The following is a 24,321-nucleotide window of genomic DNA, read 5'->3' as shown; positions in this document are numbered from 1 at the left end:
CCCTTTTATGAGGAAGACATTAATGAAACGCTTTACTCCAGTTCTCCTTGCTTCATTAGTCGCGGTGGGCTTATCGTGCAGCTCGCTCTCTTATGCACAGACCATTAAAGTATTAACGGTCAGCCAAATACGCCCGACTCAACCGGCGATTGGAGACGACGAAGTCAATTATAAAGTGGCTACGCTGCAAAACGATCGACAAAAATTATTTGAAGATTTCTGTAAAGAAATGGGGGCTAAAGGGGTAAAAACATTTGATAGCCAATCTTCTCTGGCCACGCCTAGCAGCTTTAGCTGTCTTGCTGCCGTCGGGACAGATGTTGATGAGGTAAAAAGCGCGGTGATTGCCCCTGATCAGCATATCTACCTGACTGATGGCCACCACACGGTATCAACCTATCGCGCGCTAGCCAATAACCACGATTTTCCATTCGCGGTGCGTATTACTAACGACTTTAGCCACCTCGCATCCATGGATGTATTTTGGAGCACGATGCAACAACAGCATCTAACGTGGTTAGAAGATCCTCAAGGCAATACGGTAACACCTGCCCAATTACCCCAGCAGGTCGGCCTACAAGCCATGCAGAACGACCCTTATCGCTCAGTCGTCTATTTCTTACGAGGGATCGCCTACGATAAACCAGATCAAGCACTGCCGTTCCTTGAGTTTTATCTCGGCAGCTGGCTACGCGATCACCAACCGGTGAAGAGTGAGCAGCTTTCCACTAAAGCTGGCTACATGACCTATCTACAACAGGCTGCGTCAAGCCTCGTTGCCGCACAAGGGGACGAACATGCTACGGCTGCAGATGATTCGCCTAGCTTGTCACAGTTAGGGCAACGCGCAACCGTCAATAAGAAAAAACTGGCGAAATTAGCCGAGCCGGGTGGGAAACTATCGGTGTTGTTTAACGAGTAACAGTGGAAAAAAGGCCTCGTAATAATGAGGCCTTTGTTATTACAGCGTAATGCGTAATACAGTGTCTGGTTGTGTCGCCTCTTTTTCACGAGAGGAAGGCTGTTTGACGCTCACATACAGCACATCCCCCTTATCGGATAATGCTAAGCTATTCGGCATTCCCTCAGTTTTTACGGTACGTTTCACCTGATAGGTTTTGGTATCAATAATGCTTACGGTACCCGCTTTACGATGTGTCACATATAGCTCTTGGCGCTGTGCATTGAACAGCACGCCTAACGACTCGGGAACCTTGATGCTAGTCAACACTTTGTTAGTTTGTGTGTCGATGACTAAGACTTGCGGCTGTTTAAAGTCAGCGATAAAGGCACGATGACCCGCAGTATCCAAGCTCACGTTGAGTAGCATGTGATCGCCATCGATCGCCAACTTAGTACGCTGCACGATGGTATTGTTCTGTGTATCGATTTTAATCCACTCGGCATCAGCGTTTGACAGATAGAGCGTATGCTGTTGCGCATCGAGGGCGAGTCCGGTCGCCATCTTACCGACGCCAGTAATGGTTTTGATCACTTTTAGCGTCTTACCGTCTAGGACCCATACAACACTCTCGGCACCGACGCCAGTGGCATAAACCTGGTGAGTCGTTGGATTAACAGCGATCTCACGAATTTGCGGCGGGCGGAAGGTTTCGGTACGTTGGCGCGTTTCGAGCGCCTGTTGCGCAATCACCTTCTTGGTCTGCAGATCGATAGCCGTAATAGACCCATCGCGGGTATTACCGGAATAAAGGATATGCTGGGTATTATCAATCGCTACGCCGAAGGGCTTGAGTGGCTCTTTGATCACTTGTTCTGTCTGCAAATTTTGCGGGTTGAGCACATAGACTGCCCCCCCCGTTTCTTGGCGGCTTCCTGCACTGGCCACGTATAATTGCTGTGAGGATTGACCATAAGCCAGTTCATACAGCCCTTTAGAGACGGGTTGGGTCAGTGTTTGTGCGTCCTCGGCAAAGGCTCCAGTTGAAAAGAGTGCGGTGACGAGGAGTAATGGGCGAAAAAGAGAATTGCGTTGCATGATTGATTACCTCTGTAATTGCGCGCGGAGAAAAAAACAGAGTTCTTAGCGCTTATCCTGTTGAGAAACGCTAAGAGTGTAATAGATTTTTCAAATGATAAATATAATCATTTCGTTATTTTGTTTGACCTGAGGCGAGTGCTGCGCGAATAAAACCGTTATGTTCCGCCAACCGAATGGTCGCTTGCTCAGCCGTAAAATTAGCCAAGATCATAAGAATAGCTGTCTTACATTGCCCATTGCTGGCTATAAGGGCTTCTTCAGCCTCCTCAGCGCGGCAGCCCGTCGCCTCGATTACGATATTCTTTTGACGCTGAATGAGTTTCTGATTAGTGGCTTCGACATCGACCATAAGATTACCAAACACTTTGCCACTACGGATCATTGCCCCCGTCGTCAGCATATTTAGGATCATCTTCTGTGCTGTTCCCGCTTTCAGCCGAGAAGAGCCGGTCACAACCTCTGGCCCCACCACAGCGCTTAGCGCAATATCGGCACAACTGGCCATCGGACTTTCTGCATTACAGCTGAGAGCTATGGTAACGGCTCCGCACTGCTTCGCCCAAGCGAGTGCGCCGAGCACGTAGGGGGTACGACCGCTCGCGGCGATACCCACGAGAATATCGTGTTTAGTGAACTGAAGGTTTTGTAAATCCCGTGCGCCATTTTCTATATTATCTTCCGCATTCTCGACCGCCTGCAGGATCGCTTTCTGTCCTCCAGCAATCAGCCCCACCACTTGCTCGGGAGGCGTGCCAAACGTTGGTGGGCATTCACTAGCATCAAGAATGCCTAGTCGCCCCGACGTCCCGGCACCGCAATAAATTAACCGACCGCCCTGGGCGAAGGCGGTCGTGATGGCCTCTACCGCCTGGGTGATTTCCGGTAAAATGGCTTCAACGGCCAGTGCCACTTTTTTATCTTCATCGTTGATGACTTTTAGCATCTGGGCTGTCGATAACTGGTCAATATTTTCACTAGCGATGTTACGCCCTTCGGTCACTAGATGATGGAGGTTGATTGACATAGTAAGGCCTTATTTTGCGCAAAAAAAACGGGAGTGCCGAACGGTATTCCCCGTATCATGCACTCCCGGTTACTAGGAGATCAAGCGTCGGTTATTTAGCGCGCGAGGTACCCAGCATCTGTTGTTCGTAAGCCCGCGCCTTATTTACATCGAACTGGTTTTCCCAGCAAGAGATGACTAGGACCGCCAAGGCGTTACCGACTACGTTTAATGCCGTACGTGCCATATCCATGATACGGTCAACACCCGCGATAAAGGCAAGGCCTTCTAAAGGAATGCCCACACTTCCAAGCGTGGCAAGCAACACCACGAAAGATACACCCGGCACCCCAGCAATACCTTTTGATGTCACCATCAGCGTTAACACTAAAATAATCTGATGCGTCAGCGACAGCTCGATACCATAGAGTTGAGCGATGAAGATTGCAGCAATACTTTGATAAAGCGTTGAGCCATCCAAGTTAAAGGAATAACCCGTGGGGACCACAAAGCTGGTAATCGACTTAGGTGCTCCATACGCCTCCATCTTCTCCATAATCCGCGGTAAAACGGTCTCAGAGCTCGACGTTGAGTAAGAGAGGATTAACTCATCTTTTAAGAGACGTATTAAGGTCCAGATATTCAGTTTGCACAGCTTGGCCACGCTACCCAACACAACAAAAGCGAAGAAGAGAATAGCAACGTACACTAAGCCTACAAGCTTCGCCAATGGGTAGAGCGAGGCAAAACCAAAGTTCGCCACGGTCACGGTTAATAACGCAAACACCCCAACCGGCGCGTAACGCATGATCATATTAGTGACTTTAAACATGGTTTCAGCCGTCGAGCGGAAGACCGAGACCAGTGGGTCGCGATGCTCGGCAGGCAGCGATGATAAGCCTAAACCAAATAATACCGAGAAGAAGATAATCGCCAACATGTCGCCGTTAGCAAACGAGACAAAAATGTTTTGCGGGATAATCGACAAAATAGTGGTAACTAAGCTGTGAGGCCCGTTCTGCACTTGTTGCGTCGTGGCTTCGTATTTTGAGATATCCGTCGTGGTTAACGCAGACATATCAATTCCGGTTCCTGGATGGAACACATTGGCTAATGTCAGTCCGACCACAATCGCAATAGTGGTAATGACTTCAAAATAGATAATGGTTTTTAAACCGATACGTCCAAGCTTCTTTGCATCACCTACCCCGGCAATACCGACGATGAGTGAAGAGACGACGATCGGGATGACGATCATTTTTATCAGATGGATAAAAATATCGCCCGCAGGTTTTAGTACATTAAGCACCAGCCAATCACGGCTATCCGGTGCGTTATGGAGGATGCTTCCGGCAACGATACCTAATACAAGCGCGATTAGGATTTGCCAAGCAAGAGTGATTTTGAAGCCTTTCATAGAATAGTGGTTTCCTCAGTCAAACTGCCTTTCACTCTTCAGTGACAAGAGAAGTACGCAGAAATAAAAATGCCAAAAATAAAACGGGCAAGTCTTTGATGTTTGTATGCTAAAACCGCCTCCTGCGATTTTGTGTGCTATGTATTACCATTTTCTCTCTGCCGAGCGCAAGCTTTGATAAACATCGGATAATTCTCTTTTGATAATCCTTAATCGTATAAAAACGCTAGTTTTTTATAACTCTATCTTATAAAAGGACTATTTTTGCTTAGCAAAAAGCGCACGTTTTGAAAAAAAATTTTCGAACTCCCTGCTGCGTGCTAGGCAATTCTCATTGATTTTGCCAGAATGGCTGAGGATACCGATAAAGAAGACGCATCGGTAATTTTCGATGCAATCCCGTGATCTCTGACACATATCCCAAACAAATCACCGGCTTGGTCTTTTATCATGCATCTTTTCACATAAAATTAACAAAAAAGGAGACCTGTCATGAGCCAACCCATTACTCACCCGATTATGGATGCCATTGCTGCCACCACACTGATCAACGAAGAGCAGTACGCGACGCTTTATCAACAGTCGGTAACAGACCCCACGACTTTCTGGGGTGAGCAGGCGAAGATCGTCGATTGGACGACCCCCTTTACCCAGGTTAAAAATACCAGCTTCGCGCCTGGTAATATCGATATTCGCTGGTTCGAAGACGGAAAACTCAATCTAGCCGCGAATTGCCTCGATCGTCATCTTGCTCAACAGGGCGATAAAACGGCAATTATCTGGGAAAGCGACGACGGAACCGAAAGTCGTACCCTTACCTATCGTGAACTGCATCAGCAGGTGTGTCAGTTCGCCAATGTATTGACGTCGAAGGGGATAAAACCTCAGGACGTCGTAGCACTTTATATGCCAATGGTGCCTGAGGCCGCTGTGGCGATGCTCGCCTGTGCCCGCATCGGCGCAATTCACTCCGTCATCTTCGGAGGGTTTTCCCCCGATGCCGTTGCAGGTCGAATTATCGATAGCCAAACAAAGTTAGTGGTTACTGCTGATCAAGGCTTACGCGCGGGTCGCCCCATCCCATTAAAGAAAAATGTGGATGACGCGCTCGCCAACCCTGCCGTAACCACTGTCGATACTGTCATTGTCCTGTCCCGTACGGGCCAGACGCCAAGCTGGCATGCGCCACGCGATTGCTGGTGGCACGAATTGATGGCTGAGGCGTCCCTCGACCATGAACCGGTAGCGATGAATGCCGAAGACCCATTATTTATCTTGTACACGTCTGGCTCGACCGGCCAACCTAAAGGCGTGTTACATACAACCGGCGGTTATTTAGTTTATGCGGCCACCACCTTCAAATATGTCTTCGACTATCAGCCGGACGATATTTACTGGTGTACGGCGGATGTGGGCTGGATCACCGGGCATAGCTACTTACTTTATGGTCCATTAGCCTGCGGTGCCACGACCCTGATGTTCGAAGGCGTACCAAATTGGCCAACAGCATCGCGTATGGCAGAGGTTGTCGATAAGTACCAAGTGACTATCCTCTATACCGCTCCCACGGCAATCCGTGCATTGATGGCCGAAGGGGACAAGGCGATTCAAGGTACCGACCGCGGCTCGCTTCGCGTCCTTGGCTCGGTTGGCGAACCTATTAACCCGGAGGCATGGGAATGGTTCTATACCAAGATGGGAAATAGCCGCTGTCCGATTGTCGATACCTGGTGGCAAACTGAGACCGGCGGTTTTATGATCGCCCCACTTCCTGGCGCAACCCCGTTAAAACCCGGCTCCGCAACACGACCGTTCTTTGGCGTTAAGCCTGCAATTGTGGATAACGAAGGAAGTATTCAGGACGGCGTATGTGAAGGTAATTTAGTCATTACAGACTCTTGGCCTGGGCAGGCACGGACGTTGTTTGGCGACCATCAGCGTTATGAACAGACCTACTTCTCTACCTTTCAACACTACTACTTTAGTGGTGATGGTGCACGCCGTGACGAAGATGGCTACTACTGGATCACTGGGCGAGTCGATGATGTTCTGAATGTCTCCGGCCACCGTCTAGGCACGGCAGAAATCGAGTCCGCCCTCGTCTCACACCCTAAAATTGCCGAAGCCGCGGTAGTGGGGATCCCCCATTCCATCAAAGGGCAAGCGATTTATGCCTATGTCACGCTAAATAGCGGAGAAGAACCGAGCAGTGAACTTTATAGCGAAGTCCGCCAGTGGGTACGCAAGGAGATAGGTCCTATCGCTACTCCTGATGTGTTGCATTGGGCGGAGATGCTACCGAAAACTCGCTCAGGTAAGATCATGCGGCGTATCTTAAGAAAAATTGCCGCGGGTGATACGAGTAATTTCGGTGATACTTCTACGCTCGCCGATCCTGGTGTGGTCGAAAAATTGCTAGAAGAAAAGCAGAGTATTAAACAGCCTTAATACTCACGGGCCACTGGCAATCAGTGGCCCAACATTCAAAACATCAGTCGTATAACCGGGGCCAATAACACGGTCACTATTCCTGCTAGCATCATTACCAAACTCGACACGACTCCCTCCTCAGGGCCTAGCTGATAGGCACGTGCAGTACCTGCACCGTGTGAAGCTGCGCCTAGGCTCGCGCCTTTCGAGATGCTCTGTTTGATCATCAGCCGTAGAAACAGGAAGTCACCCATCGCCATTCCGAATACCCCGGTAATCACCACGAAGAGGGCCACCAGGTCCGGTTGGCCACCAACTTGTTTCGCCGCCGCTAAGGCAAAGGGGGTGGTAATGGATCGGACGGCTAGGCTACGCTCGACCATCTCAGGTAGCGAAAAGAGACGTGCTAGCCAGATGGAACTCAACACCGCGACGGTCACCGCGGTCAGCACTCCGGCGCCTAAGGACATCCAATGGCGTCGTATTAGTCCTAAGTTCTCATAAACGGGGATCGCGAATGCCAGCGTTGCTGGGCCCAATAGCCAAATTAACCAATGATTATCGCCAATATAATTCACCCAAGGGAGATGAGTACTGAGCAACAGCACCACCAACACCAAAGGCGTAAAGACCAAGGGCATGAGGAGTAGCGAACGCCAACGGCGATATAGTCGTTTGTTGAGGTAATAGATGGCGACGGTGAGTACTAGACAGCCAAGGTTAACCAGCGTGCTACTCATTATTCGCTCCTCGCTTACGCTGCGCCCGAGCCGTCTCATAACGAAATACACGTTCCACGACGCAACCCGTTGTGGCTAACACCAGTATTGTGCTGAGGCCGATTACCGCGATAATTTTCCACCCTTCGCTCCGCAACAGCGGGCCGTAATTAACTACCGCAACAACGGCTGGGATAAAAAACAGCAACATCTCGGCAAGTAACCAATTCCCGCCCGCACGAATCCATTTAACAGGAACGATACGCGACATAATCAGCAACAATAAGATACCTAGACCAATAACGTTCGCAGGCAGGGGAAGATGTAGAAGAGTGACTAACAGGCCAGCTAATAGGTATAACCCGATATAAATACACAGTTGCAGCGGAATTTGCCACAAAGAATCGGTAACCAACTTCTGGCGTAAGTTTCGCCATAAAGTGGACATACAAGCGCCTCATTGTTGTGCTGGTAAAGGATGAGTATATAGCGAGGCTGGGCGGCAGTGAAATGAATAAAAATTATCGATGAAAGGCGAGAAAAACCCCCATCCTTTAGAGATGGGGGTCACACTTACTCTTCTTTTTCGATAAGTAATGCTTCCAAAAGATCGAGGTCGCGAAGAAGTTTCCGCATCGATTCATCCGAAATCTGTTTCGTCGCCCGTAGATGGTAGGCCTCTGCACGCTCTGCGCGCAGGGCGTTAAGACGCAGTCGCCTTTCTAGATTTTCCATCAACATCGCTTGTTCAATATCATCCTTATTATCAAGCCGACGTCGTAGTTGGCCGATAACCCGGGAACTCACCTCTTTGAGGATCTCAGGGTCAATATTTTCGTTAGTGTCTTTTGCTAGACGCTCCTCCATTTTGTAGAGGCTGTCGATACCCGATTTAGCCATAACGGAACGCGCGTTACGCAGCTCTCTTCCGGTCTCGCCTTTATCGATACCCGATACCCCCTTCAGTAGCACCGGTAACGCGACAACTCCCGCCAGTAGGGAGAAGAGGATCACCCCGGTGGCGAGGAAAACTAGCTCGTAACGTGCAGGAAAGTTTTCACCACTCGGCAAGAAAAGGGGAATAGACAAGACACCGGCCAAGGTTACTGCCCCTCGAACTCCGGCGAAAGTCGCCACTAAGAGTTCGCGCAACGAGTAATTACTAAATTCCATGGGACGTTTCTTAAGTAAGCGTTTACTTAAGCGTTGCATCAGCAATAGCCAACCAAAACGAACGACGATCAACGCCACATAGATCATCGCAACCGCAAGAAGCAGGATCCAAATATTAACGTTATTATCGACTTCTGCCTCAGTGAGTGTTGTCTGTAAAATACCCGGCAGCTGTAAGCCCAGCATGAGGAAAACCATACCGTTAAACACAAACTCCAGCATCTGCCACACGCTATTAGCGCGTAAACGCATCGCTAACGGAGCTTGGCGAATGATCCCCGAACGGCTAATGGTCATCCCCGCGGCTACCGCTGCTAAGATGCCGGACATACCTAAGTGTTCAGCGATGAGGTATGACGCAAAGGGAAGCAACATTAACAGGACAGTTTGTGTCGCCGGATCATCCCCACTCCAACGGCTAAACAGGCGCAAAGATTTACCGTATAGCCAACAAATGACAACCCCTGCCAAGAGCCCGCCTAAGGACACCTTTAAGAATTCGACGGAGGCACCCGACCACGTAAACACCATCGAGCCCATCGCCACAGCGATGGCAAATTTTAATGATACTAAACCAGATGCATCATTCATCAAGGCTTCGCCTTGTACGATCGACATAATCTTCTTCGGAATCCGGCCTTCACCTACAATTCCTGAGAGTGCTACAGCATCCGTCGGCGATAAGACCGCCGCCAAAGCAAAAGCAGGGATTAACGGGATTCCAGGTACTGTCCAGTGGATCAAATAGCCAATACCGATAACGGTAATCAGTACCAAGGCCAGGGCTAACCCAATAATTTCCCGGCCATGATGTAAGAATTCGCTGATAGGCGTTTTCCATCCATCGGAAAAAAGGAGAGGCGGGATAAATAGAACTAAAAAGAGTTCCGGATCGAAATTGACGTGTAAACCAAAGCTTGGCCATCCCAGTAATGCCCCGGCCATAATTTGTACCAAGGGTAATGGAATTTGAAAGGGGATAATACGTGCCGCAACGCCGGAGAGTGATACCACCAGCGTCATAATTAGTATGGTAAAGAAAATTTCCATGCTTTCCTTGTAACCTTTCCAGAAGACAACAAAACCTATTAACTACTACAGGCCCACTCATTTACTTAACATACACGGTACACCTTGAATACAATGTAAAAAACGTGCTTAAAAACTAGAAACTCAGCGATTTCTTTTCATTTGATGCAACCTACCCCGTTGAGCCTAGCAGCTCGTTAGGAAGATCCCCAGTCTAAAGCTCCGAATCGTCGGGGTCTTGCTCCAAAAGTACCGCGCCCTTCCCCTGCTGAGCAAGATGATCATCAGCATTACGCAGTGGGCAATCGCGCATAGACAAGCAACCACAGCCGATACAACCATTAAGATCATCCCGTAAGCGTATTAAGGTTTCAATACGCTTATCCAATTCATCCCGCCACTGGGCAGTAAGATGCTCCCACTCATTTGCGGAAATACGCTTATCTGGTGGATAACTGGCCAGATGTTCGCCCAATGTCGACAAGGGAAGTCCTATGCGTTGAGCAATCTTGATGATTGCAACGCGCCGTAATACGTCCCGACTGTAACGGCGTTGATTTGCTGCATTACGGCTACTAGCAATTAACCCTTTTGTCTCGTAAAAATGCAGAGCAGAGACGGCCACGCCGCTACGCTTAGCGACCTCACCAGGGGAAAGGGTTGATTTTAATTGAGATCGTTCTTTTTTCATTTTTGGGCTTTACCTCAAGTTAACTTGAGGAATTATACTTTAAAAACTTGTTCGAGATCACATTATGTGATGACTAAACAGAGGAACGACGTCAAATGCAAAAAGAAATCATCATCTCACTCACTGAGTGGATCGATCAAAATCTTGGAAACAACCTTTCTATCGATGAAGTTGCCGCAAAATCTGGTTATTCCAAATGGCATCTACAGAGAATGTTTCGTGTAATGACGCGTCAAACGCTTGGTGACTACATCCGTGACCGCCGTTTGGCAAAAGCCGCTGAAGCACTTTGTGCGAGTCAACGCCCCGTATTCGATATCGCTTTACAATACGGTTACGAATCACAGCAGACTTTCTCGCGAGTGTTTCGCCGTAAGTTCGATTTAACGCCAACGGCATACCGTCACTCACAGCGCTGCCGTACTGCGCCCTCTTTTAGTACTATGAGTTCACTCTCCTAACCTTGTCTCACTTTTCCTCTCGTCAATCCTGTCAGGCTCGTTAACAATAGCGAGCCAAAAATGCTAATTTTTTTAACTTAGCCTTCAAATTTCATCCACTAATGACTATAATGTGAGCTAAATCACACTTTATTATTTTCTCATTGTTTGATCATCAATCAATGAGCCTACCTATTGACCAATATAAGGAGTAGAGATGAGCGCATTAGCAACGAGTCTAATCGTCATGCGTTGGGGCCTTGTCAGTGCAGGATTAATGTATATGGCTAGCGTGATGAAGATTAAATGTCAGCAGCATAGCCTTAAAGCAGCGAGTGTAGCCTTTACGGGTCTAGGCTTATTTACCTCCTGCTGGTTTGTTATGGGGCTACTTGGAATCGATTTCACTATCCAAAACTGGCAAGCAATGACGACCGTTGCGACAGACGCGCTTAACTACGCCTTACAACAATCTCCAGATATCTTTATCCCTAATAATTTTTAACTTGTCGACTGAGTTGGGAAGCTACGCCTTATCGGCTTTTTAGGTAATGCTTCCCGTCACCCTCCCCTCTATTTACAACCTTTTGTTCCTCACATTAACAGCATAAAAAAACCCCGAATAAAGTAATTTATTCGAGGCTCAGTTCTGCGTTGGCATCACCACAACGAGGATGATGCCATACAACTATTTCGCGTCGGGAAGTTTATACGCGACGATGTAATCGCCCATGGTCGATCCAAATGAACCGTGGCCACCCGCGTTAATCACAACGTACTGCTTACCATCCACTTCATAAGTCATTGGTGTTGCTTGTCCGCCCGCAGGTAGACGCGCTTGCCATAACAGTTTGCCGTCATGCACGCTATAGGCACGTAGGTAGTTATCCAGCGTTGCCGCGATGAAGAATACATTACCCGCAGTCGTGATAGGCGCACCCAGCATCGGAGTACCTACCTTCAACGGCAGCGGTAGAGGTGAGCTATCACGGATGGTGCCGATACGTTTCTTCCAAATGATTTCGTGATTTTGCAGATTAACTGCAGATACGAAGCCCCATGAAGGTTCCATACAAGGTAAACCAAACGGTGATAAGAACGGATTTAGCTCTACACCAAACTTCGCGCCGTATTGGTGTTGCAGACCCGCTTCACTACCTGACCCTTTAGCGCCTTTCTCATCAGGTTCCATTGGGTTATTCGGACCACGAGGAATCAGTTTAGAGACAAACGGCAGTTGCATTGGGTTAGTGATAGCAAACTGTTTATCAGTGTTAACCGAAATACCGCCCCACTCGAACATCCCTAGGTTACCTGGGAAAACTAAGGTACCTTGGACTGAAGGAGGGGTAAATGGACCTTCGTAACGTAAACGGTGGAACATGATGCGACAGATCATCTGGTCGAACATGGTCGCGCCCCACATCTTCTTATCTGTCAGGTTCGCTTTAGGGCGATAGCTGAATTCAGAATAAGGCTGGGTGGCGGAGAGGTGGTCACCCTCTGCAGCACCTTGTGGTACCGGGTGCTCGTCTGCTGGTACTACTGGCTTACCAGTAACGCGGTTCAGAACGAAGATATCACCGGTTTTCGCGGGTGCATAGATAACCGGTACAGTGTTACCTTGCTGATCTTTAATATCCGCTAAGGTTGGCTGTGCTGGAACGTCCATATCCCACAGGTCATGGTGTACCGTTTGGTAGAACCACGCCAGTTTACCTGTAGAAGCATGCAATGCCAGAATACCGGTCGCAAACTTCTCTTGGTCTGGAGTACGGTTACCGCCCCAAATATCCGGGGTACTTACTCCCATTGGGATATAAACGATATCTAATTTTGCATCATAAGCTGAAGGCGCCCATGAGTTTGGTGAGTTAGGCGTGTAGCTTTCACCGTCTGCAGGGATAGCGTTAGGATCTTTAGCGCCTGGATCGAAGGCCCACAGCAGCTGTCCAGTATTGACATCAAACCCACGAATAACGCCTGAAGGCTCTTTCGTTGATAAGTTATCGGTTACCGCACCCGCGATAATAATGACTTTATCGGTAATAATTGGCGGAGAGGTTGGCTCATAGCCACCTGGGTAAGCATGCGGTTGTTTATGTTGTAAGTCGATTTCGCCGTTATTTGCGAAGTCTTTACACACCTGACCATTTTCGGCATCCACCGCAAATAGGCGGCCATCATTCACAGGTAATAGAATACGACGTGAACAGGCTGCCGGTTGACTACCATTAGCAGGTGTTGCGGACACCTCGTGGTAAGACACACCACGGCAAGTCATATGTTGGAAGGACGGGTCGTATTTAATCTTCGGATCGAAACGCCATTTTTCTTTACCTGTTGCAGCATCCAATGCGATGAGAATTTGGTGCGCAGTACAGGTGTATAGCATGTTGCCGACTTTAATTGGCGTCGATTCGTTGGTGATCTCGCCTGGATCATCAGCACGTTTCACATCACCGGTACGGAAGGTCCAAGCGACTTGTAAGTCTTTGACGTTCTGTTCGTTGATCTGTGTCAGCGGTGAATAGCGAACCCCGTCCTGGGTACGTGCATAAGCAGGCCAGTCTTGAGCAGGGACGCTCGGCGTTGCAGGGGCTGCATTATTAATATTAAGTGTGCCATCAATTTCTTGCGGATCTTTTACCAAGAAACTAGAGCCAACCATCAATAAGTTAACAATAACGCCGATCGCCATCGCGGTGCGTGGCGTATTACCTGCATTAGGACGGGATATTTGACGGTAGACTGGTGGTAAAAGCATCCAGATGCCAAACAGGGTCCAGATCCCTAAACGCGGTGCTAGCGCCCAGAAATCAATGCCACATTCAACATATGACCAGATTGCTGTTGCGATTAGGATTAACGCATAGACGAAAAATGCCCCACCTTTACGTTTAGCTAATTGCGCGGTGAAAAGCGCCATGACGAGACCGGTAATAAGATAGTAACTACTACCACCGATCGCTAACAAGTATCCACCGCCAATGACTAACCATAAGCAGCAGAAGAGAGAGAATAACAACGTGATGAGGCGTAAGCCTCTGCGTTCCCTAGACATCGAAATCTACCTTAAACAAAACAACTATTTTAAAATGTAAAAATCGGAGCAATAAGACCGCCCTAAAGCAGGAAATTTATAATTTTAATTACTCACGTCGGATGAAGCTTGCCGCACCAATCTCCGATTTTTCACATTCGCCTGTGATGAAAAATCCACCAACTTGTAACAAGTATTTCTGGACTTTGCACAACGGTGGTTAGTATGGCTTATTAATAAAAAAATTCTATACAAAATATGACTAATAGCACAGTTCGTTGACAATTTTTATGAAGCCTTCTCTATAAATTTCACATTTTTATAACAACACAGAAAGGAATGTATGAAAAAAAATTTTTTTATAGCGGTAGGTTCTAAAAGATGGGGACTTATCGCGAGTAGTCTGCTACTGACTGGCTGTCAGTCGCTGGCCATTTCACTCACTCAGAATGCGATGGAAAACGCGGCAAGCAAAAACAATGTTGAGGCGCTCAACCATTACGCCGCTATTAATGTTAAACATCCCTTACGAGTCGCGACAGACATTCGCTATGGTCAGCTACCTAGCTCACGCATGGATATCGTGGTGCCGAATCAGGAGCCCCTACAATCTTACCCCACTATCGTACTCGTACACGGCGGTGGCTGGGTCGCTGGTCATAAAGAGAGTATGTTGCCCTATGCCAAACTGCTGGCAGACCGAGGAATTGCGGTCGTAAATATCGAATATAGTACCGTCCCTACTGGGTCCTTTCCGACCCAACTGATTCAGCTTAACCAAGCATTAAAGACACTGGGTACCTTGCACGATTGGCCGCTAGATCTTAATCGTATTTTCTTAAGCGGTGACTCTGCGGGGGCGAATATTGTGAGCAGTTACGCGGCAATGCTCAATTCACCGATTCTGCAACAAAAGTTATTGATTACTCCAGCGATCCGCCCCCAACAACTAAGAGGTCTGGTCGTACACAGTGGCGTTTATGATATGGCGAGTTTATATAAAAGTGGCCAAAAACTCCCTTGGTATACCCGCTGGATTATGCAACAACTAATTGGGGCTTACAGCGGAGAGAAGCCGCCTAGCCTGCGCAGGCTCTATATCATGTCAGCAACGCCTTGGTTAAACACTGACTATCCGCCTGTTTCGATCAGCGCAAGCGACAACGATATTTTGACGCAGGGACAAACCTCCCCATTTATCGAACGCTTAAGAACACTCAATATTCCGGTTGAAGCATCAATCTATCCTAAAAACTGGCCTGAGCCACTCAGCCATGATTTTGAGTTTAGTATGCAGTACCGCGCAAGCCAGCAAGTGTTCGATAATTCAATCGACTTTATTCGACGCTATTCAGAGAGAAAGTAAATACTAACTAACTTGCTATTCTAACCGGAGTAAACTCAGTAGTTGCTCGAGTGATTGTACAGGTTCGCGGTAAGTGTGAATTGAAGGTAGGATTGAGGGGCAGTCCTGCATACAGAAGTCGGCGACACATTGATAATGTTCGATCCCATCCAGAAGGCCAAGCGGCACCCAGAAATAGGGAGCTTGTGCTAATGGGTTAGGAACCGTACTTCCGCAATGCTGACAAAAATCGTTACGATACCCCGACGCCTTTTTCCAAGAGTGAATACTTGCTTCGCCTGTAGACCAGGTAAAATGCTGACGATGTACTAGAGTCGCATAATTCGATTCTGTACCTGTTTGACGACGACATAGGGAGCAATGGCAGCGATAGAAAGTTTTCGGACTATAGGATAAGGTAAATTTAACTGAAGCACATAAACAGGAGCCTTGCATGAGGACCTCAGGGGTAAGCTAGGTTGAAAAGATTTTTAACAAAGCGCAAAAGATAAGTAGCCGGCTATTTCGCTTGATGACGAGACAACCTTGCTGATTGGATGATGTTATTGAAGGTACAATAGGCTAGTCGTAAGCACTCACAAATGAATTGCAATTTTATACCAGTGAAAACTATCTCTTCGAAAATGTCTGGTAATGAAACCCGTACTTAGGATATACCACCTTGTTAATGGTCGGTAATGCCCTTAAAAGCCATCATAGCTGATTTTTTGCGTCAAAGAGGTGGATACTTATACCCTGCTGGTAGATCCAGTCTATCTACAGCGCCTTATTAATAGTTAGTGCTCACTACTATAAAATTAGCATTAACTTTCTTAGTCGAATAGTCTATAAAATGGCTGTTCACTTAAGGAAATCAGCCGGATTGCGCAGAGAAATTAATCACCAGATATCCGAACCTATAAAGTCGCCTGAATGACGTCAGTCAGAGTATCTATTTCCTATGACAAACGACGCCTAGGGCTATCCTTTCAAAAAACGATAATAGCTGATTCGGTAAGCATAACGCATTATTTTTCTGATTTACCGACGGTCTGTAGAGTAACAGATTTGTACCGCTTAAAACTGACACAGCAAGCCGTTAACATCGGCACCCCTCTGCAGCAATGAGTTGGCTACGGGCCAGCTTAACTGCACTGAGAAGTATTAATGGAAGAACCTACAGCAAACTGCATCCTACTATAGTCTGTCGCGTGTTACCTCGAGCGGATCGGGTCAGATGCAGAGCAGCCAAAACCAATTCCTATAAGAATAAAAATAAAGAACAGTGATCTGCGATACACTGGGTGAATGCAGTGTTGTAAAAAGAGGATATCCATTTAAATCCAAAACGAGGACTGACTGGGTAAAATGTGTTACTACATCTGTTCAGATAGAAGAATACTGCCCAGATGTACTTGAGAAATCAGCTACATAAGCGGTGCTCTTCATGCCTTATCATTATTTTTTTCAACTTAAACACCTAGAATCCACGTGTTACGGAACAAAAAACATAACAATAGAAGTAATGATAATATTCTTTTTGAGGGCGACAAAACTATCTTGAAACTAGAAAGGAGCACAACATGTAACATGTATAACTTCTTTTGATTATTCAGAGAGCCGGTTAAGTGATGATTACAGGCAATCATAAGACGAGCTAAAAAGCTATCGATTTGCAAAAAAATGTAAGACACACTGATATAATGTCATTGAAATAATTTTTAATCAGAAATAAAATTACCATAACAGATTAAAATTGCCTGAGGAAGAATTTATGATTACTGATATTGAGCGGTTCGAAAGCCTAGGTGATAATTGCGAATTTGGTTTTTTTTTAAGAGACAAGGGTATTGAAAAAAGTAGTCTTTTTCGTTGGACGCTAACTCATGATATAAATAACTTAGAATATATATTTTCGAAAAACTTCGAAGATCTCTATTTATTTGAAAACTTAGAGCCAGCTTGGCAAAATATGGTTCTCGATAAAAAATATGGACTATCCTTTCACACTGAAATGTACAGCGTAAATAATGAAGGTATTTGGGAGTGGAAATTTGACGCTGAAGAAAACTTGAAAATTTATAGCAAGGAAAAAGAAAAAATTAAGTATTTCTTGGAAGAGCTTAGACGTAGTATCATGGATGATAAAAAAATATTTATACTAAAAAGTAATGATAACAATGGGTATCAAGGCGCTCTCGCATTATCAAATTATTTAGAGAAAAATGGAAGAGCTAAAGTTTTATATGTTAGAAGCTCAGAGAACCCTGACTATTCCATTACGAAAATAAATAATCATCTCTACTTAGCAAATATTGATAGATTTGCTCCTTATGACAGAGCAAATGACTATTCAAATGAGGGATGGACTTCTATATTAAAAAATGCAATAAACGAAATAAATTAGCACCTGTAAATTACTAGCTAGTCCATCAACGATTAGTAGCTAACTAGTGATAAAAACTACCTTTTGGAATTTATTTAAAATAGAATAGTTAAATACAGCTTGATTCTTATAATATGAATTAGGGTAAAAATTCACTTTCTTATCGAGTAGACAACCTAGTATTGAAACATGTAGCCGATCGGTATTAATCGTAGAATAGGATTCTAAAAAATTGATCATGCAGCGCGTTGAGTTACGGGCTAGATCCTTATTATCCCAATAATCGCCGTTCCAAGTCAGTGAAATGTCATGATTATTCTCATGTCCAGTTTCAAAAGATGACTCACCATCTGTTCTAAAGCAATTACACGACTCTTTAGTAACTGAAGCCCCACTAGTATATTTTTTTAAATCGAGATAAAAGGCCATATCATCGGTGAGATAACAACTATTGCCATCATACCCTAAACTGAGGATATACTCGTAAGTAGTTTGTTCTCTGCAAAACACCACGAATTTATCTTCATGTTCTCTGAAAAAATCACTATAACCTTTAATAGTTGATGGGAAGATTAAAACCTTGGCAAATGAAGACAAATTATCTTCTAAAAAGTCTCTACCTTCTCTATAGAGTCCCTCAATCAGGTTACCCCCACCACCGAAGACTAATACATGCTCATTAGGGTTGTACTTTGCCGAAGCACTGTACATTTCGAAATCCAAATTAAACTTTTCAAAAAAATCGTAAGTGGCTGAAGCAATGACCCCATCCCCTGCGTTTCCAGGGTTGGCTTTGTAGACAAATGTGTGCTGCGAGTGGTAAAATTTTATTATTGATTCGAAATCAGACAGTGGTTCAATCATTGCGGGCTCCGTAGATAATTGACGGTGTGAATAGAATATACAGCAAAAAACGCAAAGAATATTAATCTTAGTTTTACCTGGACGGACATACAATGAAGAAAATTCTCATAATCACACCCGACATCGAAGGCCCTGTGCGCAATGGTGGAATCGGAACAGCATTTACGGCCCTATCTACAGCTTTAGCAGAAAAAGGTCATCATGTAGATATTCTGTATACTAGCGGACAATATATAGAATCTGGCTCTAAAAGCTTTCAATATTGGTCTGATTGCTATAGTAATAAAAACATTAATCTATTTAATATAGATCTCTGCAAAAGTATCGAAATCGATGCGCCATATTTCAGAAAAAAAAGTTATTCGATATACTTATGGCTTAAAGATAATGATATTTACGATGTTGTCATTTCTTGTGAATGGCAAGCCAATCTCTATTATACATTATTAAGTAAAAGCAATGGTAGTAATTTTGAAAAAACAAAATTCGTCATTAATACACACAGCTCGACGCTGTGGTCTGATGAAGGAAACTACCAATTACCCTACGACCAAAACCACTTAGAACTTTACTATATGGAAAGACTGGTCGTGGAAATGGCCGATGAAGTAATCAGTCCTTCCGAATATCTTTTCAATTGGATGAAGGCGAAGGATTGGCAGATACCTGATAATAATAAAGTTATTTTAAACTGTGAGCCATTTAAGGGCTTACAGGATGAAAAACAGGTTGTTGTCGTAAGCAGTAAGCAGCCAGTAGAAAAATATGAGATTGTTTTTTTTGGCAGGCTTGAGACTCGGAAAGGGTTAGATATTTTTCTAAAAGCATTAGAAAACATGACTGAAGATGATCTAAATTCTATTTCATGTATAACATTCTTAGGAAAATCAATTTCTTCATCATCGTTTAATTCTGTTGATCATATCGGCAATAGAACTAAAAATCTGGATATCACAACCAAAATAATCACAGATTACGACCGAACTCAGGCTAATGATTACTTAAAAAGAAAAAATATTTTAGCCGTAATGCCATCACTGGTAGAAAATTCACCTTATACTGTCTACGAATGTTTGATTAATAATATTAACTTTATTTCATCAAATGTTGGTGGGATTCCGGAGTTGATATCTAAAGAATTCCATAGTGAAATATTATTCACTCCAAACCCTATTGATTTGTATAATAAAATACATAAAAGAATCAAGAACTTTAACTGTACACCTGGTTTAATACAAAAACAGGAAGAGATTATCAGTTCTTGGCTTGAAGTTATTGATACTCCAACACCCAAAAACTTTATCAAAGTTGACAAAGAAAATGGCCCTAAAGTGAGTATCTGTATCACTCACTTCGATAGGCATCAATTATTACAGCATGCTATTTTTTCTGTCCAACAACAAACATACAAAAATTTAGAAGTAATCTTAGTTGATGATGGTAGTAAGGAAAAAGAATCTCACGAATACCTCAATTTTATCGAAAAAGATTTTGAAGAAAGAAAATGGAAAATAATTCGTAGCTCGAATAATTATCTCGGTGCTGCGAGAAATTTAGCAGCAAGCCACGCATCCGGTGATTATCTGCTTTTTATGGATGATGATAACGTTGCGAAACCAAATGAAGTTGAAACACTACTGAGGTGCGCTCTAAATTCTAATTCAGACATTGTGACAACACCAAGCGATCTCATTTTTAATAATGAGCTACCGTCCCCATTAAGAAAAACGACTCATTGTTGGCTTCCTCTTGGGCCTGACGCAAATATCGCAAGTTTCACAAACTGTTTCGGCGATGCTAATGCACTTATTAAACGTGAAGTTTTTATGAGTCTTGGTGGGTTCACTGAAGATTATGGAATTGGACATGAGGATTGGGAGTTCTTTCTTAAAGCCTGTCTAAACGGTTTTAAAATACAATTAGAGCCTGAACCCATGTTTTGGTACCGGGTAGCAAATACTGGGATGCTTTTGTCTGGTAATAAGAGTAAAAATAACTATCGTAGTTTCCGTCCTTTTATGCAGGAAAACACGAAACATAATTACTCATTAGGGATAATCCATGGCCTTTTTGAAAAGATTAATCGTTTAGAGAATGAAAACCATCATCTTAAAAACTATAATGGAACCTACTCCCTTAATGAGAAAATTGAACATTTAGTTTCTCAACAAAGAGAGGGATGGGCCCATGATAGGTTTAATGTATTAAACGATAAGCTGAGCTACCTGATCTCTCAACAAGAAAATGGATGGGCTAACGACCGCTTTAATTCACTGCATTCATTATTAACGAAGAAAGATAAAAAAAGTTCGGCTATTATCCGATTATTAAGAAAAATCATAAATAAATAATTTTGACTTTAAAAAGAACACTCGCTTAGTTGGGTGTTCTTTTTTTACTAACTTATCCTTTATCTATAAATGTGAAGATTGCAAAGACTAAATTATTAACTATTTAGTAACGAAATAAAATAATAATATAATCTTATCGACAACTTTACTTATTATCCGAACCGACTCGCTAATATATAACGTTATTATAGAAAATATCGGTATTTATGTATTCTGATAGGACTCATCTATTAACTATTACCCTACCGCTCTAAAGACTTATAGATATCTAGCGTCTTGGCTATAATATCTTGAGAAGAAAATCTTTCTGCGACGATTTTCCTTCCTTGTATCCCCATAGCTATTCTTAAATCTACATCTAGAATGAGTTTTAATATTTTATCTTTAAACTCTTTTTTATTGTCTTTTTTTACTAGAAAACCATTTACACCGTCAACGACTATACTGCCACAACCACCGCTATCATAGGCAATACAAGCACGGCCAATTGCACAAGCCTCGATCAGTATCCTCGGCACACCTTCTGGATAGGTAGTTGGTAATGCAACAATATTACTCTGGGTGATTAACTCACTCATGTCTTTGCGTGTACCCAACCAAATAATATCTCCCTGCTCTTCCCAGTTTTTAATTGTAGTATGAGAGATAGCCTGAGGATCGTCTGGGACTTCAATTCCAGCAACAATAAGTTGGAATTTAATATTTTCTTTAGCTAGCTCTCTTTTAATTTCGACTAAAGTATCTAGCCCTTTGTTTTTTAACATCCTAGCAGCAAAGAAAACTACTGGTACTTTTGAGTGTTCTTCTTGCTGATAAGCAAAGAAGTTTGTATCTACACCTGCACCATCAATAACTGTAGTTTGAGTACTATTTAAATTTAAAAAATTCCCCAATAAAAACCTATCATTATCATGCTCGAAGATAATTTTACTTTTAGGATTTTTAAAAATAAACTTATAAAATCGAGTAACGAGAAACCTTATGGATTTAAATATAATACCACCGTTATCGAAAACTCTTCCTAAGCCGACTATATTTGTAATAAAGTTTTTTTTAAAAAACCTTGAGTAAATCCCACCAATGATAATAGGCTTGATGGTGATACTATGTAAAATATCTGGACCTATTTTATGTAATAAAATAATAGTATTAAACATACCATATAAGAATCCAAAGGGATTTATTGAACGTTCTTTCAATACTATATGGTGGCAAGTAAAACCTATGTCAGTAAATTTCTTAACGAAGTCATCGCTATTATAACGAGTTACCACATGAACTTGAAAGCCGTCTTGCTGAGCAGCATAAGCTCTCTCTAACCAGTGAAGGTCAAAATACCAATCCGAATTAATAAAATAGCAAATTTTCTTCATTTTTTTACTGATCTAGAGGTGTTCGTTTATCATTAAGCCCATCTTTAATGGCACGAATTATAAGCTTTACTGACTTAAGCCTATTCTTGTTTTTTAAAACAAGAAGAAAATACTTAGTAACTCTAAATAAAATAGCTACTGGTGTAAAAAAAGAATCATTCTTAAATATATATCTAGAAAGTAACATATTTCTTACTAAATAATAAATTTTCCAGGTAGCAATATTACCTACAGGTCGTCCGCCAATATCATGGTACATCTTTATACTTGGCTGATAATGTAGGCGATAGCCACTTAGATAAAGGTAGTATCCATAATAGACATCATCGAAATAAATGAAGAGCTCACGATGGATATGCAAATAAGTTTTCTTAAGAAGGTCAGCATGAATAATTGCCCCAACGAATGAGCAGGTTATGACCTCGCTTTGAGATTCAGAATGAACTGCAAAATCTTCGGGACAGCGAATATAATTCAAATTATCTCTTAAGCTTACCGTGCGTTTGCGCCATGGGAGATTCATTTGGCAGATATTGCCGTTACAATCTACGACCTTTGCACAAATGACCGAAGGAGTATCAACATCTAGTTTTAAAAATTCTTCGAAGAAATCTTCTGCAGGCCAAGCATCATCATCATAAAAGACAACCCAATCGGTATTAATATGTCGAGAAACATACTCGCTACCTAAGAAAAAACCTTCAGAGCCGCCTAGATTTTCATAAGCATGTACCAGGGAAATCCTAGGTTCCTCGAGTGACTCTAGCCATTCTCTAGTGCCGTCAGTAGAGCCATTATTGACAATAACAATATGGCTAAAAGGCAACGCTAGGGTTGCCTTAATAGTATTTTTAAGCTGAGGTAAACGATTCCACGTTACAATCAGCGCGGTGACGTTCATCGAACGTTAACCGTGAATACTGGCATTTTCTCTCCATTTTCAATGCTGTCTAAATAGATACGAGCCATGTTTAATGCTTCGGCGATTGTTACGTCCATATCCAAATAACGATAGGTACCGAGACGCCCTGCAAAGCTCATACTATTTTCTTGTTCAGCCAAACTTAGATATTTGTTCAGGAGTTCCATCTCACCCATTTGTCGAATCGGATAATAAGGCGTATCGTCTGGCATGCAAGTACGACTGAACTCACGATAACATACAGAGCCTTCATGCTTCTCCCATGGGGCGAAGTATTTATGATCAGTAATACGCGTAAATGGGATATTTTCCTCACCATAGTTCATCACGGCAGTGCCTTGGAAATCCTCTTCAGTATAGAATTTATCAAAATCTAAAGTTCTGTATCCTAACCGCCCAAATCTATAGCTATACCAAGAATCGATTGGACCTGTAAAAAATAGATGATCGATACCTTCGCTGTCTTCTTCTTGATACGCGCGTTCTAATTCGACACTAATATTGGGATGGTTAAGGATATTTTCGACGATTGGCGTATAGCCTTCTTTAGGCATCCCCTGATACTTGTGACTAAAGTAGTTATCATCGTAATTGAAACGTACAGGTAAACGCTTCAGTATGGACGCAGGGAGCTGTGCTGGTGACATCCCCCACTGTTTGACGGTATAACCTTTGAAGAAAGCTTCATACAGCTCTTTGCCAACGAAACGCAAGGCTTGCTCTTCGAAAGTTTGTGGGTCGACAATGTTTTGATCGCTCTTACTTTCAATTAGCGCACGGGCTTCACTTGGAGAACAAGTCGTCTCAAAAAACTGATTAATCGTATGGAGATTAATCGGTAATGAAAACACCTTCCCATTGACTGTCGTTTTGACTCTATTGACGTAGGGCATCATTTCTGTGAAACGATTCAGGTATTCCCATACTACTTGATTATCTGTATGAAAAATATGCGGCCCATAGGTGTGGACCATTATTCCGGTCTTTTCATCTCGTTCGCTATAGCAGTTACCAGCCACATGAGAACGGCTATCAATGATACGTACTTGGTGCCCCTGCTCTGCAAGCTCGCGACCAATGACTGCTCCAGTAAATCCAGCACCTACAATGAGAATATTTTTTGAATTATTCAC

General features: G+C 43.8%; 20 protein-coding genes. 7 read left to right on the top strand and 13 right to left on the bottom strand.

Annotated elements, in window-relative coordinates:
• Positions 1 to 22 precede the first annotated feature (22 nt).
• Positions 23 to 922, top strand: a complete 900-nt coding sequence (locus HGT70_RS01130; RefSeq protein WP_214194670.1) for a ParB/Srx family N-terminal domain-containing protein — start codon at positions 23 to 25, stop codon at positions 920 to 922.
• A gap of 39 nt (positions 923 to 961) precedes the next feature.
• On the opposite strand, the gene yncE is transcribed toward HGT70_RS01130, so the two are convergent.
• The 3 genes from yncE to gltP all read right to left on the bottom strand — a co-directional run bounded on the left by yncE (position 962) and on the right by gltP (position 4,422).
• Positions 962 to 1,999: a 7-bladed beta-propeller protein YncE gene (yncE, locus tag HGT70_RS01125; RefSeq protein WP_214194669.1), complete on the bottom strand. Its 1,038-nt coding sequence runs from the start codon at positions 1,997 to 1,999 to the stop codon at positions 962 to 964.
• Between the two features lie 115 nt (positions 2,000 to 2,114).
• Entirely contained in the window at positions 2,115 to 3,026 is a 912-nt protein-coding gene (gene murQ / locus HGT70_RS01120) for an N-acetylmuramic acid 6-phosphate etherase (RefSeq protein WP_214194668.1), read from the bottom strand.
• A gap of 91 nt (positions 3,027 to 3,117) precedes the next feature.
• Positions 3,118 to 4,422, bottom strand: coding sequence for a glutamate/aspartate:proton symporter GltP (gene gltP, locus HGT70_RS01115; RefSeq protein WP_214194667.1), 1,305 nt, complete (start codon positions 4,420 to 4,422; stop codon positions 3,118 to 3,120).
• Between the two features lie 492 nt (positions 4,423 to 4,914).
• Here gltP and acs point away from each other — a divergent pair, with 492 nt between their 5' ends.
• A complete protein-coding gene (gene acs, locus HGT70_RS01110; RefSeq protein ID WP_214194666.1) occupies positions 4,915 to 6,870 on the top strand; it encodes an acetate--CoA ligase in 1,956 nt (651 codons plus the stop codon).
• Between the two features lie 35 nt (positions 6,871 to 6,905).
• Here acs and HGT70_RS01105 read toward each other — a convergent pair whose 3' ends face one another.
• The 4 genes from HGT70_RS01105 to soxR all read right to left on the bottom strand — a co-directional run bounded on the left by HGT70_RS01105 (position 6,906) and on the right by soxR (position 10,464).
• A complete protein-coding gene (locus HGT70_RS01105; protein ID WP_214194665.1) occupies positions 6,906 to 7,592 on the bottom strand; it encodes an LrgB family protein in 687 nt (228 codons plus the stop codon).
• Complete coding sequence (locus HGT70_RS01100) at positions 7,585 to 8,019, bottom strand: CidA/LrgA family protein (protein ID WP_214194664.1); 435 nt, start codon at positions 8,017 to 8,019, stop codon at positions 7,585 to 7,587. The genes HGT70_RS01105 and HGT70_RS01100 overlap by 8 nt, the downstream gene beginning before the upstream one ends.
• A 125-nt stretch (positions 8,020 to 8,144) precedes the next feature.
• Positions 8,145 to 9,794: a Na+/H+ antiporter gene (locus tag HGT70_RS01095; protein ID WP_071433780.1), complete on the bottom strand. Its 1,650-nt coding sequence runs from the start codon at positions 9,792 to 9,794 to the stop codon at positions 8,145 to 8,147.
• A gap of 193 nt (positions 9,795 to 9,987) precedes the next feature.
• Positions 9,988 to 10,464, bottom strand: a complete 477-nt coding sequence (soxR, locus tag HGT70_RS01090; RefSeq protein WP_071433778.1) for a redox-sensitive transcriptional activator SoxR — start codon at positions 10,462 to 10,464, stop codon at positions 9,988 to 9,990.
• A gap of 95 nt (positions 10,465 to 10,559) precedes the next feature.
• Between soxR and soxS the strand changes: the two genes are divergently transcribed.
• Together soxS and HGT70_RS01080 are read left to right on the top strand one after the other, a co-directional pair.
• Positions 10,560 to 10,925, top strand: coding sequence for a superoxide response transcriptional regulator SoxS (soxS, locus tag HGT70_RS01085; protein ID WP_071433776.1), 366 nt, complete (start codon positions 10,560 to 10,562; stop codon positions 10,923 to 10,925).
• A 196-nt stretch (positions 10,926 to 11,121) separates the two neighbouring features.
• Complete coding sequence (locus tag HGT70_RS01080; RefSeq protein WP_071433774.1) at positions 11,122 to 11,409, top strand: YjcB family protein; 288 nt, start codon at positions 11,122 to 11,124, stop codon at positions 11,407 to 11,409.
• Between the two features lie 183 nt (positions 11,410 to 11,592).
• Here HGT70_RS01080 and HGT70_RS01075 read toward each other — a convergent pair whose 3' ends face one another.
• Positions 11,593 to 13,968 carry a glucose/quinate/shikimate family membrane-bound PQQ-dependent dehydrogenase gene (locus HGT70_RS01075; RefSeq protein ID WP_214194663.1) on the bottom strand — a complete coding sequence of 792 codons (2,376 nt, stop codon included), beginning with the start codon at positions 13,966 to 13,968 and terminating at the stop codon, positions 11,593 to 11,595.
• Between the two features lie 322 nt (positions 13,969 to 14,290).
• Between HGT70_RS01075 and HGT70_RS01070 the strand changes: the two genes are divergently transcribed.
• Positions 14,291 to 15,313, top strand: coding sequence for an alpha/beta hydrolase (locus tag HGT70_RS01070; protein WP_214194662.1), 1,023 nt, complete (start codon positions 14,291 to 14,293; stop codon positions 15,311 to 15,313).
• A gap of 15 nt (positions 15,314 to 15,328) precedes the next feature.
• Here the strand turns inward: HGT70_RS01070 and HGT70_RS01065 are convergent, their stop codons facing one another.
• Positions 15,329 to 15,748, bottom strand: coding sequence for a GFA family protein (locus tag HGT70_RS01065; protein WP_214194661.1), 420 nt, complete (start codon positions 15,746 to 15,748; stop codon positions 15,329 to 15,331).
• A gap of 1,318 nt (positions 15,749 to 17,066) precedes the next feature.
• On the opposite strand from HGT70_RS01065, the gene HGT70_RS01060 reads away from it, so the two are divergent.
• Positions 17,067 to 17,699 (top strand): hypothetical protein, encoded by a 633-nt coding sequence (locus HGT70_RS01060; RefSeq protein WP_214194660.1) that lies wholly within the window; start codon positions 17,067 to 17,069, stop codon positions 17,697 to 17,699.
• A gap of 39 nt (positions 17,700 to 17,738) precedes the next feature.
• Here the strand turns inward: HGT70_RS01060 and HGT70_RS01055 are convergent, their stop codons facing one another.
• Entirely contained in the window at positions 17,739 to 18,542 is an 804-nt protein-coding gene (locus HGT70_RS01055; protein WP_214194659.1) for a polysaccharide pyruvyl transferase family protein, read from the bottom strand.
• Between the two features lie 92 nt (positions 18,543 to 18,634).
• On the opposite strand from HGT70_RS01055, the gene HGT70_RS01050 reads away from it, so the two are divergent.
• On the top strand, positions 18,635 to 20,893 hold the full coding sequence (locus HGT70_RS01050; protein ID WP_214194658.1) for a glycosyltransferase: 2,259 nt from the start codon (positions 18,635 to 18,637) through the stop codon (positions 20,891 to 20,893).
• Positions 20,894 to 21,135: 242 nt separating this feature from the next.
• Here the strand turns inward: HGT70_RS01050 and HGT70_RS01045 are convergent, their stop codons facing one another.
• The 3 genes from HGT70_RS01045 to glf are packed head-to-tail and all read right to left on the bottom strand — an operon-like array spanning position 21,136 to position 24,321.
• On the bottom strand, positions 21,136 to 22,266 hold the full coding sequence (locus HGT70_RS01045; RefSeq protein WP_214194657.1) for a glycosyltransferase family 4 protein: 1,131 nt from the start codon (positions 22,264 to 22,266) through the stop codon (positions 21,136 to 21,138).
• A 4-nt stretch (positions 22,267 to 22,270) separates the two neighbouring features.
• On the bottom strand, positions 22,271 to 23,167 hold the full coding sequence (locus tag HGT70_RS01040) for a glycosyltransferase (protein ID WP_214194656.1): 897 nt from the start codon (positions 23,165 to 23,167) through the stop codon (positions 22,271 to 22,273).
• Entirely contained in the window at positions 23,164 to 24,321 is a 1,158-nt protein-coding gene (gene glf, locus HGT70_RS01035) for a UDP-galactopyranose mutase (protein WP_214194655.1), read from the bottom strand. Before glf ends, HGT70_RS01040 begins: the two co-directional genes overlap by 4 nt.

It is taken from the genome of Rosenbergiella collisarenosi, from assembly GCF_018494085.1.
Lineage (GTDB): Bacteria > Pseudomonadota > Gammaproteobacteria > Enterobacterales > Enterobacteriaceae > Rosenbergiella > Rosenbergiella collisarenosi.
Note: the sequence above shows the minus strand (reverse complement) of the source record. Positions and strands in the feature narration are given on the sequence as shown.

Bases quoted from the DNA above. Each gene is read 5' to 3' on its own strand.
- HGT70_RS01070 (WP_214194662.1), top strand. From the start codon at position 14,291: ATGAAAAAAAATTTTTTTATAGCGGTAGGTTCTAAAAGATGGGGACTT.
- HGT70_RS01080 (WP_071433774.1), top strand. From the start codon at position 11,122: ATGAGCGCATTAGCAACGAGTCTAATCGTCATGCGTTGGGGCCTTGTC.
- gltP (WP_214194667.1), bottom strand. From the start codon at position 4,422: ATGAAAGGCTTCAAAATCACTCTTGCTTGGCAAATCCTAATCGCGCTT.
- yncE (WP_214194669.1), bottom strand. From the start codon at position 1,999: ATGCAACGCAATTCTCTTTTTCGCCCATTACTCCTCGTCACCGCACTC.
- HGT70_RS01130 (WP_214194670.1), top strand. From the start codon at position 23: ATGAAACGCTTTACTCCAGTTCTCCTTGCTTCATTAGTCGCGGTGGGC.
- HGT70_RS01050 (WP_214194658.1), top strand. From the start codon at position 18,635: ATGAAGAAAATTCTCATAATCACACCCGACATCGAAGGCCCTGTGCGC.
- HGT70_RS01065 (WP_214194661.1), bottom strand. From the start codon at position 15,748: ATGCAAGGCTCCTGTTTATGTGCTTCAGTTAAATTTACCTTATCCTAT.
- HGT70_RS01100 (WP_214194664.1), bottom strand. From the start codon at position 8,019: ATGTCCACTTTATGGCGAAACTTACGCCAGAAGTTGGTTACCGATTCT.
- acs (WP_214194666.1), top strand. From the start codon at position 4,915: ATGAGCCAACCCATTACTCACCCGATTATGGATGCCATTGCTGCCACC.
- HGT70_RS01040 (WP_214194656.1), bottom strand. From the start codon at position 23,167: ATGAACGTCACCGCGCTGATTGTAACGTGGAATCGTTTACCTCAGCTT.
- soxR (WP_071433778.1), bottom strand. From the start codon at position 10,464: ATGAAAAAAGAACGATCTCAATTAAAATCAACCCTTTCCCCTGGTGAG.
- murQ (WP_214194668.1), bottom strand. From the start codon at position 3,026: ATGTCAATCAACCTCCATCATCTAGTGACCGAAGGGCGTAACATCGCT.
- HGT70_RS01045 (WP_214194657.1), bottom strand. From the start codon at position 22,266: ATGAAGAAAATTTGCTATTTTATTAATTCGGATTGGTATTTTGACCTT.
- HGT70_RS01055 (WP_214194659.1), bottom strand. From the start codon at position 18,542: ATGATTGAACCACTGTCTGATTTCGAATCAATAATAAAATTTTACCAC.
- soxS (WP_071433776.1), top strand. From the start codon at position 10,560: ATGCAAAAAGAAATCATCATCTCACTCACTGAGTGGATCGATCAAAAT.
- HGT70_RS01075 (WP_214194663.1), bottom strand. From the start codon at position 13,968: ATGTCTAGGGAACGCAGAGGCTTACGCCTCATCACGTTGTTATTCTCT.
- HGT70_RS01060 (WP_214194660.1), top strand. From the start codon at position 17,067: ATGATTACTGATATTGAGCGGTTCGAAAGCCTAGGTGATAATTGCGAA.
- HGT70_RS01095 (WP_071433780.1), bottom strand. From the start codon at position 9,794: ATGGAAATTTTCTTTACCATACTAATTATGACGCTGGTGGTATCACTC.
- HGT70_RS01105 (WP_214194665.1), bottom strand. From the start codon at position 7,592: ATGAGTAGCACGCTGGTTAACCTTGGCTGTCTAGTACTCACCGTCGCC.